Here is a 13,468-nt window from a genome sequence, read left to right as displayed (position 1 = left end):
CGCTAGGGAGGGCCGACCTGGCTGGTCAAGTGTGGCGTGGCGTGCGGAGATCTGCTGCCCTGTTGCTCGTTTGTCCGCTTGACCGGTCAGGAGAAGGGCCCGTAGCGTGGTCGTGTTCAGAAATATAGACGCCGATCAGAGACATGCACCGACAGGGAGCGCCCGTGACGCCAGCCCCTCTCGCCGCCCGACTCCGTGTACCGAGCGGACCGCTGTTCTTCCCCGTCACGGCCTACGGCCCCGACGGCTCGGTCGACCTCGACGTCTACCGCACCCATGTGCGCCGGGGCGTCGAGGCGGGCGCCGCCGCCGTGTTCGCCTGCTGCGGCACCGGGGAGTTCCACGCGCTGCTGCCCGAGGAGTTCGAGGCCTGCGTACGGGCCGCCGTCGAGGCGGCCCAGGGACGGGTACCGGTGGTCGCGGGCGCCGGGTACGGCACCGCCCTCGCCGTCCGTTACGCGCGGCTCGCCGAGGGCGCCGGTGCCGACGGGCTGCTGGCCATGCCGCCGTACCTCGTCGTGGCCGGCCAGGAGGGCCTGGTGCGGCACTACGGCGAGGTGGCCGCGGCGACCGGCCTGCCCGTGATCGTCTACCAGCGGGACAACGCCGTGTTCACCCCGCCGACCGTGGTCGAGCTGGCGCGCACCGAGGGGATCATCGGCTTCAAGGACGGCCTCGGCGACCTGGACCTGATGCAGCGGATCGTCAGCGCCGTACGCGCCGAAGTCCCCGGCGACTTCCTGTACTTCAACGGGCTCCCGACCGCCGAGCAGACCCAGCTCGCCTACCGCGCCCTCGGCATCACCCTCTACTCCTCCGCCGTGTTCTGCTTCGCGCCCGAGATCGCCCTCGCCTTCCACCGCGCGCTGGAGTCGGGCGACGAGACCACCGCGCACCGCCTCCTGGACGGCTTCTACCGGCCGTTCGTCGAACTGCGCGCCCAGGGCCGCGGCTACGCCGTCGCCCTCGTCAAGGCGGGCGTACGGCTGCGCGGACTCGACGTGGGGGAGGTGCGGCCCCCGCTGCACGAGCCGTCCGAGGACCACGTCAAGCAGCTCGCCCGGATCATCGAGCGTGGCCACGCACTGCTGGAGGAGGACGCGTGAAGGCGTCGGCGTTCGTCTACCCCTGGGACGTCGTCGGGGACCCGGAGGCAGCCGTCCGCGTCGCCGCGCTCGGGGTGGCCCAGGTGACCCTCGCGGCCGCCTACCACTCCACGCGCGCGCTGACCCCCCGCCACCCCCGCCACCGCGTCGTCACCGCCGAGCACGCGGCCGTGCTGTATCCGCCCGGCGACCGCTGGACGGGCCGCACGATACGCCCGTACCCGGCCGGGGCCTGGGCGCCCGGGGACGCCTACGGCGCGGCGGCCGCGGCGCTCGCGGCGGCCGGCCTGGAGGTGCACACCTGGGTCGTCCTCGCACACAACTCCCGCCTGGGCGCCGAGCACCCGGGCACCTGCGTCGTCAACGCCTACGGCGACCGCTACCCGTGGGCGCCGTGCATCGCGCCACCCGCCACGCGCGCGTACCTCGTCGACCTGGCCGCGGAGGCCGCCGTACGGCCCGGAGCCAGGGGCACCGAGCTGGAGTCCCTCGGCTGGTACGGTCTCGCGCATCTGCACGCCCACGACAAGACCGGCGGAGTCGGCCTGGGTGAGGCCGGCCAGTACCTGATGTCGCTCTGCTTCTGCTCCGCCTGCCGGGACGGGTACGGCGGAGAAGGCCTGGACCCCGACGAACTGGCCACTGCCGTACGGGACGCCCTGGAGCCGCTGTGGCAGGGCGCGCCCGACGACGGAGGCTGGGCGGGCGTGGAGAAGCTCCTCGGCGTACAGCAGGCCGCCGCCACGCGCGCGTGGCGCGAAGAAACCGCCCGTACCCTCCAGGAGGAGGCCGTCGCCGCGGTCCGCGCGGCCGCGCCCGACGGCTTCCAGGTGCTGCTCCACGCGGACCCGGTGTCCTACCACTGCGGCGCCGACGTGGGCGTGGACCCGGCCCACATTCTGTCCGTCGCGGACGGTGTGGTCGTGCCCTGCACGGACGGGCCCGGTCGGCTGAGGCCGTTCGCGGAGCAGGGGCGCGCGGCTGCCGTGCTCGCGGCCAACTTCACCGTGGTCTCCGGGATGGGCGGCAGCCCCGGCACGCTCGCGGCGGACGCGGCCCGGGCGCGGGAGCTCGGGGCGACGGAACTGCGGCTGTATCACGCCGGGTTGGCGTCGGACATGGACCTGGCGGCGGTGCGGGAGGCCCTGTCCGGGCGCTGAGCCAGGAAGGCGGTCGTCGCGAGCAGCGCCAGGCCGAACAGGACCAGCGGCAGACGGTGGTCGACCAACTCGACCAGGGCCGCCCCACGGCCGGCCCGATCATGTTCGGCGTGACGACCAAGGTGTCGGCGGTGCGGTCGCCCGGCCCAGCAGCGGCCCCGGGACGTCGTGCGGACACCGAAGAGGGTGAGCAGGAGACCGGCGTGGCCCGGGTTCGTCCAGATGAGCAGCGGTGTGCGGCGGACGCGGTCGGTGATCGTGCCGAGCGCCGGGCCCAGCGGCATCGGCGCCCGGGTGGCGAGCATGCACAGGGCGGCCAGGCCGTTCGAGCCGGTGAGGTCCTTGACCCACACGCCCGACGCGAGCCCCAGCGCGGACGTGCCGGAGGCGGACACCACCACGCTCGACAGATACAGCCCCGCGTTGCGGTCCCGGAGGACGCGGGTCACGGTCCGGTTCGTCGTCGTGCCCGGTCATCGTGGGCCTGAGGCATCCGTGCGACATCGGGCAGGCGCCCCACGGAATCGGGCGGCCACCGATGAGTTCCGGGAACCCGGACAGTCCACCTTCTGTACGGAGACGGACACCGCCATCCCCAAGGAGCAACCGGATGACCGACACGATCCTCGACCTCGGCCCGCAGACGCGCGAGCTGCTGCGGCTCGCCGAGGGTGTCACCGACGAGCAGCTCTCGGCCGCGACGCCGTGTCCGGGCTGCGCGGTGCGCAACATGCTGGGGCACCTGCTGGGGCTGTCCGTCGCCTTCCGCGACGCCGCCCGCAAGGACCTGGGTACCACCACCGACACCAGCCCGACCGCCGCCGAGCCGGACATCGGCCCCGGCTGGCGCGAGGAGCTGCCCAAGGTCCTGGACGAGCTCGCCGAGGCCTGGCGCGAGCCCGCCGCGTGGACCGGTATGACCCGCGCGGGCGGCGTGGACCTGCCCGGCGCGGTCGCGGGCGCGGTCGCCGCGGACGAACTGGTGATCCACGGCTGGGACCTGGCCCGCGCGACCGGCCGGCAGTACACCCCCGACCCCGCGGCCCTGCAGGCGTCGTACGGCTTCCTGCTCGCCGCGGCCGACAACCCCGACCGCGGCAACGGCGCCTTCGGCCCCGTAGTCCCCGTCCCGGCCGACGCCCCCCTGCTGGACCGCGCGGTGGGACTGAGCGGGCGGGATCCGGGGTGGCGGCCGTAGGAGGGTTCGAACGAAAACGGGTACGGAGCCGGGGGCCGGGCCTGCTACAACCGCATGGACGGACCGAGGGGGAGAGGCGGCGGGCGTGGCCGGGCCGGTGGTGGGGCTGTGGCTGTTCGGGCGGCCGAGGGAGACCCGGGAGGTGATAGCCGGTCTGCTCCCGTGGCTGGAGAGCTTCTGCGCGCCGGTGCGAGTCCGGGACGACGGAGAGGTCGACGTCCGGGTCGAGGATCCGCGGGCGCTCGGACCGGCCGCCGACGCCGAGGGGACCGGTGCCTTCCTCCTGACGGGGGACGAGCACATCCCCGCGCCGGACGAGGACTACTCGGCCTTCCCGAGCCCGCGCGTCCAGGGGCTGGTCCTGGCCGCCGGCTCCTCCGGTCCGGCGAACCACCGGATGCTGGGCCACCTCACGCTCGCCCTCGCCCGACGCCTCGACGCGCTGATCGACTTCGACGGAATGCTGGACGCGCCGGAGCTGCCGGGGCTGCTCGCTCAGGTGTCGTACGGCGCCGATGACGACGGACGCGGGCTGCGTCAGGTCGGGGACGCCGAGTTCCTCGCCGCCTGGCTGCGGCAGCCCCAATTCCGCATGATCAAGTAGCGGGCGACATTACGCTCCGGGCATGCCCCTCACGCTCACCGTCCTCGGCACCGCCTCCCCGTACCCGCGGCCCGGGCGCCCGTGTTCCGGGTACCTGCTGCGCGGCGGAGGCGCCGAGGTGTGGGTGGACGCGGGGCCCGGTACCTTCGCCGAGTTGCAGAGGCACACGGATCCCGCGCGGCTCACGGCGATCTGGATCTCGCATCTGCACGCCGACCACAGCGCGGATCTGCTCGCCGCGGCCTATGCCTTCGCGTTCGGCGGCATGGCTCCGCCCGCGCCGGTCCCGGTGTACGCGCCGCAGGATTGTGCCTGGCGGCTGGCGGGCTTCTTCGGGAAGCCCGATGTGGACTTCCTGAGCCGTGTCTTCGACTTCCGGCCCCTGTACGACGGCCATTTCGTCCAGCACTGGAATCTGCGCCTCACCGCCCGCGCGGTCGCCCACGGCACCGAGGCGTACGGACTGCGCGCCGAGTCCCAGGGGAGCGTGCTGGCCTACTCGGGGGACAGCGGGCCCTGTGCCGCGCTCATCGAGCTCGCCACCCGCGCCGACCTGTTCCTCTGCGAGGCGGACATCGACGAACATCGCGAAGGCGAACGGGTTCATCTGACGCCGGAGGACGCGGGCCGTATCGCCCGCGAGGCCCATGTGCGCGAGCTGCTCATCACCCACGTCGGGCCCACGCTGGGCCGCGAGTCGGCGACCGCCCGCGCCGCGGTGGCCTTCGGCCGGCCCACGGACACCGCCCGCGAAGGCGACAGCAGGATCGTCTGAACCTCCCCGACGGCACCTCAGCTCCCTTTGTCAGAGGCATTGACGAAGCGCGGGGGCGCTCCTACCGTCAACCCGTCGTATTTCGTACGTCATATATGAGACGCGATACGTGAGATCACATACGCGATATCCGAGAGGCGCGCATGACCTCTGTGCCCACGCCGATCCCGTCCCGCACGCAGTTCGTGCTGGACGCGATCAGACACCGCATCCTCACCGGGCAGTTGACACCGGGTCAGGCCCTGGTCGAGACCGAGCTCGCCGCACAGTTCGGGGTGTCCAAGACCCCGGTGCGCGAGGCGCTGAAGACCCTCGCCGGGACCGGACTGGTCGTGATGAGCCAGTACAAGGGCGTCACGGTGCGCATGGTGGACGCGGACATGGCGCGCGAGGTCTACGACGTGCGGCTGCTGCTCGAACCGGAGGCGGTGAAGCGGGCCGTGCGGCTCGGCGCCTGCCTCGACGGCGCCCGTGACGCGCTGACCCGGGCCGACGAGGCGACGGACACGGCCGAACGCTCCCTCGCCAACCGGGACTTCCACCGCGCCCTCTATCTGCCGTGCGGCAACCCGCTGCTCGGCCGGATGCTCGACGAGGTCCGCGACCAGGCCGCCCTCGTCTCCGCCGTCGCCTGGGCCGCCGCCCCCTCCTGGGAACGGGAGGCCGACGAGCACCGCGAGATCCTGCGGCTCGCCCTGGACGGCGACGCGGACGGCGCGGCCGGCGCATTGCGCGCCCACATCGCGTCGTTCGTCCGGCGGGCTTTCCCGCAGGCTTCCGACGAGTCCCCGGCAGCGGAAGGCCGGCAATGAGCGGCGTGACGTTCGAGACCCAGCGGGCGGCCCTGGCCGGTGTGGTCGCGATCCCGGTGACCCCGTTCGCCGAGGACGGCACCGTCGACGGGGATGTCCACCGGGCCCTGCTGCGCAGGCTGCTCGACGGCGGCGTCACCACCCTCACCCCCAACGGCAACACCGGTGAGTTCTACGCCCTCACCCCCGAGGAGCGGCGGCTGGTCACCGAACTGACCCTCGACGAGGTGGGCGAGCGCGCCGCCGTCCTCGTCGGCGTCGGCCACGACGTGCCCACTGCCGTCGCGTCCGCCCGGCACGCCCGCGAGCGGGGCGCCGGGATGGTGATGGTCCACCAGCCCGTCCACCCCTACGTCGCGCAGAGCGGCTGGGTCGACTACCACCGGGCGATCGCCGAGGCAGCCCCCGAACTGGGCGTCGTGCCGTACATCCGCAACGCTCAGCTGCCCGGCGCCCGCCTCGCCGAGCTCGCCGACGCCTGCCCGAACGTCATCGGCGTCAAGTACGCGGTCCCGGACGCCGCCCGCTTCGCCGCCTTCTCCCGGGACGCGGGTCTCGACCGCTTCGTATGGGTGGCCGGTCTGGCCGAGCCCTACGCCCCCTCGTACTTCTCCGCGGGCGCCACCGGCTTCACCTCCGGACTCGTGAACGTCGCCCCGGCCGCTTCGCTGAACATGATCGAAGCGCTTCGATCCGGCGACTACCCCGCCGCCATGAAGGTCTGGGAGCAGATCCGCCGCTTCGAGGAACTGCGCGCCGCGAACGGCTCCGCCGACAACGTCACCGTCGTCAAGGAGGCGCTCGCCTCCCTCGGCCTGTGCCGCCGCGAGGTCCGCCCGCCCAGCAGGCAGCTGTCCGAGGACGAGCGCGCCGAGGTCGCCGCCATCGTCGCCGGCTGGTCGATATGAAGAGCGACATCAAGAAGGGCGCAGGGCTCAGAAGCCACGCGTGGTACGGCACCGACGGGCTGCGCTCCTTCAGCCACCGCGCTCGCACCCGCCAGCTCGGCTACCTGCCCGAGGAACACCTGGGCAAGCCGGTCATCGCGATCCTGAACACCTGGTCGGAGATCAACCCCTGTCATGTGCACCTGAGGGACCGCGCACAGGCCGTCAAGCGCGGGGTGTGGCAGGCCGGCGGCTTCCCGCTCGAATTCCCGGTCTCCACCCTCAGCGAGACCTTCCAGAAGCCGACCCCGATGCTCTACCGCAACCTGCTCTCGATGGAGACCGAGGAGCTGCTGCGGTCCTACCCGGTCGACGGCGCCGTCCTGCTGGGCGGCTGCGACAAGTCCACGCCCGCCCTGCTCATGGGGGCCGCGAGCGTCGACCTGCCCACGGTTTTCGTGCCCGCCGGGCCGATGCTGCCGGGCCACTGGCGGGGCGAGGTCCTCGGCTCCGGCACCGACATGTGGAAGTACTGGGACGACAAGCGCGCCGGCCTCATCGGCGACTGCGAGCTGGCCGAGCTGGAGAGCGCCCTGGCCCGCTCACCCGGCCACTGCATGACCATGGGTACGGCCTCCACGCTGACCGCCGCCACCGAGGCACTCGGTGTGACCGTCCCGGGCGCGTCCAGCATCCCGGCCGTGGACTCCGGGCACGACCGGATGGCCGCGGCGTCCGGGCTGAGGATCGTCGAACTGGTCCACCGGGACCGGAAGCTGTCCGACATCCTCACCCGCGAGGCGTTCGAGGACGCGGTGACGACCGTGCTCGGCCTGGGCGGCTCGACCAACGCCGTGATCCATCTGATCGCCATGGCCGGCCGGGCGGGCGTGCGGCTCACCCTCGACGACTTCGACCGCATCGCCCGCACGGTCCCGGTCCTCGCCAACGTCCGCCCCGGCGGACAGCGGTATCTGATGGAGGACTTCCACTTCGCGGGCGGCCTCCCCGGGTTCCTCTCCCGTATCCCGGACCTGCTCCACCTCGACCGGCCGACGGTCTCGTACGACGCCCTGCGCGAGCAGCTCGCGGGCGCCCGGGTGCACGACGACGACGTCATCCGCACCCGCGACAACCCGGTCGCGAGCGAGGGCGGGGTGGCCGTGCTGCGCGGCAACCTCTGCCCGGACGGCGCGGTCATCAAGCACATCGCCGCCGAGCCGCACCTGCTCAAGCACACCGGCCCGGCCGTCGTCTTCGACGACTACCGGACGATGCAGCGGACCATCAACGACCCCTCCCTGGGCATCACCGCCGACAGCGTCCTCGTCCTGCGCAACGCCGGACCCAAGGGCGGACCCGGCATGCCCGAGTACGGCATGCTGCCCCTCCCCGACCACCTGCTCGGACAGGGCGTGCGGGACATGGTGCGGATCTCCGACGCCCGTATGAGCGGCACGAGTTACGGCGCGTGCGTGCTGCACGTGGCGCCCGAGTCGTACGTCGGGGGACCGCTGGCGCTGGTGCGCACCGGGGACCCCATCACCCTGGACGTCGAGGCGCGAACGCTTCAACTCAACGTGGACGACGAGGAGCTGGCGCGCAGGCGGGCCACGTGGACGCCGCCGCACCCCCGTTACCAGCGCGGCTACGGCGCGCTCTACAACGAGCAGATCACCCAGGCCGACACCGGATGCGACTTCGAGTTCCTGGCCCGGCCGGGCCGGGTGCCGGACCCGTACGCCGGCTGACGGGACCCCGCACACCTGCCCACCCGCACGGCATCCTCGCGGTGCGCTCCCGGATCACCGTGAACAACACGGTCAGGAACATGGGCGACCATGAACTGAGCCGGACGGGTGAAGTGAGGCCCGTGTCACCTGTGGGATAGATATCGATCAGGCAACGGGCCTCGCGCTCACCCGGGTGACGCGCGTAGAACCTTTGTCATGCATAAATCACTGCGTCTCGCGGCCGTTGTCGCCGCCTGTGCTGTCGCCGGTGGCGCCCTCTACGGGGCCGGCGCGGCCACCGCACACCAGTCGACGGCCAACTCCACCCACGAGCCCTACAACATCGGGCTGCTGGTGAAGGACATCGACACGTACTACGGCACCACCGCCGACAGCAACGGCGTGTACCAGGCGTCCCCGGACAGCCCGTACGCCACGGACCTGGCGCGCATGGACGCCGCCGCCAAGCGCTACATCGACCGGGCCGCGCACCAGGCCCACCACTGGGGCGAGAAGCCCGCGGTCGTCTTCGACATCGACGACACGCTGCTGCTCAGCCTCGACTACGAGAAGCGCTACAACTACACCTACAACTCGACCACCTGGGCGGACTATGTGAACAAGGCCGACCGCCCGGCCGTCTTCGGCAGCCCCGAGCTGGTCCAGTACGCCGAGTCCAAGGGCGTCGAGGTCTTCTACAACTCGGGCCTGAGCGAGGCGCAGCGCACCGCCGCGGTCGAGAACCTGAAGAAGATCGGCGCCGATGTGAACCTCGACGCCGACCACATGTTCCTCAAGGACAAGGCCAACCCGCCGGCCTACCTGAAGGACTGCGCCGCCCCGGGCGCCTGGAACTGCACGACCGTGCAGTACAAGTCCGGCACCCGCAAGCACATCGAGGACGACCTCGGGTACGAGATCATCGCCAACTTCGGCGACCAGTACTCGGACCTCGACGGCGGCTACGCCGACCGGACGTACAAGCTCCCGAACCCGACGTACTTCGTCAGCTAGTTCGCTGCGGGCCGGACGCCTGGACAGGACGAACGCCCCCGCCGGTCGTGACCGGCGGGGGCGTTCTCATGCCGGCCGAGGGGGGCCAGGCCGGCGGATCAAGGTGGTTCACTCACTCGTACGTGATGTGAGATGAGGAGAAGAGGCAGGAGGTTCCGTCGGGGCCGGTGCCCAGTGAGTGGTGATTGGCGTACCTCGTACGGGGGTTCGGACGTGGTCTGACCGGCCGAACCCGATTCCGTAACACGGAGAGAACCTGAAACCGGTTCAACGGGGGAACAATCCAGCCAGCATCCGCGCACGATCAGTCAGGCAACGAGGAGGACGATCATGTCCGAGACCCAGCAGGCGACCGACCGGCCAACGGCCGCGCCACCCCCGGTGAACAGTGTCGACCGGTACTTCAAGATCTCCGAGCGGGGGTCCAGCCTCGGCCGGGAGATACGCGGCGGTTTCGCCACGTTCTTCACGATGGCCTACATCCTTGTCCTGAATCCGATCATCCTGGGCAGCGCCAAGGACAAGTTCGGCCACCAGCTCGACACCGGCCAACTGGTCACCGCCACCGCGCTGGTGGCCTGTGTGATGACGATCATCATGGGCGTCGGCGGCAACCTCCCGCTCGCCATCGCCGCCGGCCTCGGCCTCAACGCCGTCGTCGCCTTCCAGTTGGCGCCGCTGATGAGCTGGGCCGACGCCATGGGCCTGGTCGTCCTCGAAGGCGTCCTGATCTGCGTCCTTGTCCTCACCGGACTCCGGGAAGCGATCATGAACGCCATCCCGCAGCAGCTCAAGCAGGCCATCGGCGTCGGCATCGGCCTGTTCATCGCATTCATCGGCTTCGTCGACGCCGGGTTCGTCAGCCGTATCCCGGACGCCGCGAACACCACCGTGCCGGTGCAGCTGGGCGCCGTCGGCCGGCTCACCGGCTGGCCCGTACTGGTCTTCTGTCTCGGCGTGCTGCTGACCATCGCGCTGGTCGCGCGGAAGGTGAAGGGCGCGATCCTCATCAGCATCGTCACCATGACCGTCGTCGCGATCGTCATCAATGCCGTCGCCGACATCAAGAGCTGGGGTCTGACCACCCCGAAGGTGCCCGACAAGATCGTCGCCAGCCCGGACTTCGGACTCGTCGGTCACTTCAGCCTGTTCGGAGGCTTCGCCGAGGCCGGGGTGCTCACCGCGGTCCTGCTGGTCTTCACCCTGGTCCTGTCGGACTTCTTCGACGCCATGGGCACCATCGTGGGCATCAGCGCCGAGGCCGGCCTGCTCGACGAGAAGGGGCAGGTGCCGGGCATCGGCCGGGTCCTGTTCATCGACGGCGCCGCCGCCGTCGCGGGCGGTGTGGGCTCGTCCTCCTCCAACACCGCCTACATCGAGTCCGCGGCCGGTGTCGGCGAGGGTGCCCGCACCGGTTTCGCCAACCTGATCACCGGCGGCCTCTTCGGTCTCGCGCTGTTCCTCACCCCGCTGCTGACCATCGTTCCGCTGCAGGCGGCGGCGCCCGCGCTGATCGCGGTGGGCTTCCTGATGATGACCCACGTCAAGCACATCGACTGGGACAAGTACGAGATCGCCATCCCGGCGTTCCTGACGATCGCCGCGATGCCGTTCACCTACTCGATAACCGATGGCATCGGTGCCGGTTTCCTGTCGTACGTCGTCATCAAGACGGTGCTGGGGAAGGCCAGAGAGGTCAACTGGCTGCTGTGGGGCGTCTCGGTGCTGTTCCTCGTCTACTTCGCGATCGATCCGGTGGAGCAGGTTCTCGGCGTGAAGTGAGGGTCGCTGCGCGATCGGCCGCGGGTCCGATGCGGCTGGTCGCGCCCACGCGGCGAGCCGCACATCGATACAGCCCCGCGCCCTTTTGGGGCGCTTACTTCAGCGCCGCTTGCATCATCGCCTTGGCCACCGGGGCCGCCAATCCGTTGCCGCTCACTTCCGAACGCGCCGCGTCCGACTGCTCCACCATGACCGCCACGGCGACCTCCTTGCCGGTGCTGTCGGACTTGCCGTACGAGGTGAACCAGGCGTACGGCGTCTTGCTGTTGTTCTCGCCGTGCTGGGCCGTGCCCGTCTTGCCGCCCACGGTCACGCCGTCGATCAGCGCGTTCGTACCCGTGCCGTCCTTCACGACCGTCTCCATCGCCGACTGCAACTGCTCGGCGGTGGAGGAGCTCACGATCTCCTTGCTGTCCGTGCCGTCGTCGTAGTTCTGCAGCACGTCGCCACCGCTGTCGGTGATCTGCGAAACCAGGTGCGGTGAGACCAGCTTGCCGCCATTGGCTATGGCCGCGGACACCATGGCCATCTGGAGTGGGGTCGCCGTCACGTCGAACTGCCCGATGCCCGACAGGGCCGTCTGTGCCTTGTCCATGTCCGACGGGTACACGCTGGCGTAGGCGCGCACCGGCACATCCTGCTTGTCGTCGTTGAAGCCGAACTTCTCGGCCATCGCCTTCACCTTGTCCTGGCCGAGGTCGACGGCCATCTTGCCGAAGACGTTGTTGCAGGAGAAGCGCAGGGCGACACGGATCGAGGCGTCCTTGCAGGGTGCCGACTTGTTCTCGTTGGCGAGGACCCTGGTGGTACCGGGCAGCGTGTACGGGTCGGGGCTGTCGGTGTGTTCGTCCACGTTCTTGTACAGCCCGTCCTCCAGCGCGGCCGCCGCCACGACCAGCTTGAACGTCGAACCCGGCGGCAGCGGCTGGCGCAGCGCGCGGTTGGTCAGCGGCTTGTCCGAGTCGGCGTTGAGCTGCTTCCAGGCGGTCCCCGCGGTGTTGGCGTCGGTGAGCGTCGTGGGGTCGTACGACGGGGTCGACACCACGGCGAGGATCTTCCCGGTCTTCGGGTCGATCGCGAGGGCCGCGCCCTTGTTGCCGCCCAGCGCCCGGTAGGCCGCCTTCTGCACATCCGGATCGATCGTCGTGACCACGTTGCCCGGATCGGCACGCTTGCCGGTGACCGTGCCCATGATGGTCTTCAGCCGGTTGTCCGTGCCGTTGAGCACGTCCTGGTAGATGCCCTCGAGCTGGGTCGGCGCGTAGGCCTGGGACGCATAGCCCGTGACCGCCGCGTACAGCTTGCCGTTCTTGTACGTCCGTTTGTACGCGAGGTCGCCCCCCTTCGTCCGCGTCGAGCCGGTGACGGAATCGCCGGCCACGATGATGTTCCCGAGCGGCTCCGCGTACGTCTCGATCGCGTTGCGCCGGTTGTTCTTGTCGTCCGCGAGGGCCTGGCCGTCGTAGTACTGCACCCAGGTCGCCCTGATCAGCAGAGCGAGCACGAGCAGCAGCGCGAAGACGGACGCCCGCCTGATCGTCTTGTTCATCCCGGACAGAAGACGACCAAGAGGGCGGCAGTCGTTCCCGTACGCCCGCTTTTCTCATCGGGATTTCAGAAAGCCCGCCTCGTACGCGGCAATCACCGCCTGCGTCCGGTCCCGCGCGCCGGTCTTGGCCAGGACCGCCGCGACGTGTGTCTTCACGGTGGCGGGGCCGACCTCCATGCGCCGGGCGATCTCGGCGTTGGTGAGCCCGGCGGCCAGCTGTCGCAGCACCTCCTTCTCCCGGCCCGTGAGCCGCGCCACCCAGGCCGCAGGCGCCGGGACGGCGCGCGCGTACTCGGCGGCCAGCGCCCGTACGGCCGACGGGAACAGCAGGCTGTCGGTGCGCGCGACCAGTCGCACCGCCTGCACCAGCGCGTCGGCCTCGGCCCGCTTCAGCAGGAACCCGACGGCCCCGGCGCGCAGTGCGTCGTACACATAGGAGTCGTTCTCGAAGGTGGTCACGACGACGATGCGCGGCGGCTCGTCGAGCGTGGCCAGGATCTGCTCGGTGGCCCGGATCCCGTCGGTCTCCGGCATGCGGACGTCCATCAGGACCACGTCGGGCCTCAGCGCCCGTACGACCGACACGGCCTCGGCGCCGGTCGCCGCCTCGCCGACGACCTCCAGGTCCGGCTCGGCGGAGAGGATGGCGCGCAGGGCCGAGCGCACCATGCGCTCGTCGTCGGCGAGGACGATCCGGAGGGTCGGGGCCTGGGTCATGCGGGTCCTACCTTTCTAGGCGTGGGTCTGATCTGGTCATTCGTAAGATCGGAAGGCCCAGGGGCTCTGGGTATGGCTGTCATGCGGGCGCCGTTGGCAAGGCTCAAAGGACTTGGCCGCCCGGAGTCCCG

The 13,468-nt window shown here is 70.8% G+C and carries 12 protein-coding genes and 1 pseudogene; 10 read left to right on the top strand and 3 right to left on the bottom strand.

All coding sequences use genetic code 11. From position 1 onward, the window contains the following. Nucleotides 1-164: 164 nt before the first annotated feature. Nucleotides 165-1,106 (top strand): 5-dehydro-4-deoxyglucarate dehydratase, encoded by a 942-nt coding sequence (locus tag Q8A52_RS17920; RefSeq protein ID WP_316753278.1) that lies wholly within the window; start codon nucleotides 165-167, stop codon nucleotides 1,104-1,106. Beyond that, nucleotides 1,103-2,266, top strand: coding sequence for a hypothetical protein (locus Q8A52_RS17915; protein ID WP_316753276.1), 1,164 nt, complete (start codon nucleotides 1,103-1,105; stop codon nucleotides 2,264-2,266). Before Q8A52_RS17920 ends, Q8A52_RS17915 begins: the two co-directional genes overlap by 4 nt. Nucleotides 2,267-2,412: 146 nt before the next feature. Here Q8A52_RS17915 and Q8A52_RS17910 read toward each other — a convergent pair. Next, nucleotides 2,413-2,715, bottom strand: a pseudogene (locus tag Q8A52_RS17910) (MFS transporter); the annotation flags it as partial. A gap of 161 nt (nucleotides 2,716-2,876) precedes the next feature. Between Q8A52_RS17910 and Q8A52_RS17905 the strand changes: the two are divergent. From Q8A52_RS17905 to Q8A52_RS17870, 8 genes are all read left to right on the top strand, one after another. After that, nucleotides 2,877-3,464, top strand: a complete 588-nt coding sequence (locus Q8A52_RS17905; protein WP_316753274.1) for a TIGR03086 family metal-binding protein — start codon at nucleotides 2,877-2,879, stop codon at nucleotides 3,462-3,464. Between the two features lie 85 nt (nucleotides 3,465-3,549). Next, nucleotides 3,550-4,068, top strand: a complete 519-nt coding sequence (locus Q8A52_RS17900) for a DUF6368 family protein (protein ID WP_316753272.1) — start codon at nucleotides 3,550-3,552, stop codon at nucleotides 4,066-4,068. A 22-nt stretch (nucleotides 4,069-4,090) separates the two neighbouring features. Further along, the gene (locus Q8A52_RS17895) at nucleotides 4,091-4,843 is read left to right on the top strand and encodes an MBL fold metallo-hydrolase (protein WP_316753270.1); all 753 of its coding nucleotides are present in this window, start codon (nucleotides 4,091-4,093) and stop codon (nucleotides 4,841-4,843) included. Between the two features lie 143 nt (nucleotides 4,844-4,986). Beyond that, on the top strand, nucleotides 4,987-5,655 hold the full coding sequence (locus tag Q8A52_RS17890; protein ID WP_316753267.1) for a GntR family transcriptional regulator: 669 nt from the start codon (nucleotides 4,987-4,989) through the stop codon (nucleotides 5,653-5,655). Beyond that, complete coding sequence (locus Q8A52_RS17885) at nucleotides 5,652-6,563, top strand: dihydrodipicolinate synthase family protein (protein WP_316753265.1); 912 nt, start codon at nucleotides 5,652-5,654, stop codon at nucleotides 6,561-6,563. The genes Q8A52_RS17890 and Q8A52_RS17885 overlap by 4 nt, the downstream gene beginning before the upstream one ends. Then, a complete protein-coding gene (gene araD, locus Q8A52_RS17880) occupies nucleotides 6,560-8,293 on the top strand; it encodes an L-arabinonate dehydratase (protein ID WP_316753263.1) in 1,734 nt (577 codons plus the stop codon). Before Q8A52_RS17885 ends, araD begins: the two co-directional genes overlap by 4 nt. A 198-nt stretch (nucleotides 8,294-8,491) precedes the next feature. Then, nucleotides 8,492-9,289 carry an HAD family acid phosphatase gene (locus Q8A52_RS17875; protein ID WP_316753261.1) on the top strand — a complete coding sequence of 266 codons (798 nt, stop codon included), beginning with the start codon at nucleotides 8,492-8,494 and terminating at the stop codon, nucleotides 9,287-9,289. Between the two features lie 330 nt (nucleotides 9,290-9,619). Beyond that, nucleotides 9,620-11,071, top strand: a complete 1,452-nt coding sequence (locus tag Q8A52_RS17870; RefSeq protein WP_316753259.1) for an NCS2 family permease — start codon at nucleotides 9,620-9,622, stop codon at nucleotides 11,069-11,071. Nucleotides 11,072-11,165: 94 nt separating this feature from the next. Here the strand turns inward: Q8A52_RS17870 and Q8A52_RS17865 are convergent, their stop codons facing one another. Both Q8A52_RS17865 and Q8A52_RS17860 read right to left on the bottom strand, forming a co-directional pair. Continuing rightward, nucleotides 11,166-12,620, bottom strand: a complete 1,455-nt coding sequence (locus Q8A52_RS17865) for a peptidoglycan D,D-transpeptidase FtsI family protein (RefSeq protein WP_316753257.1) — start codon at nucleotides 12,618-12,620, stop codon at nucleotides 11,166-11,168. A gap of 54 nt (nucleotides 12,621-12,674) precedes the next feature. After that, nucleotides 12,675-13,337: a response regulator transcription factor gene (locus Q8A52_RS17860; protein WP_316753255.1), complete on the bottom strand. Its 663-nt coding sequence runs from the start codon at nucleotides 13,335-13,337 to the stop codon at nucleotides 12,675-12,677. Between the last annotated feature and the right edge of the window lie 131 nt (nucleotides 13,338-13,468).

This window comes from Streptomyces herbicida (genome assembly GCF_032656585.1).
Classification (GTDB): domain Bacteria; phylum Actinomycetota; class Actinomycetes; order Streptomycetales; family Streptomycetaceae; genus Streptomyces; species Streptomyces herbicida.
The sequence above is the reverse complement of the archived record's forward strand: the minus strand, read 5'-3'. Positions and strand labels throughout refer to the sequence as shown.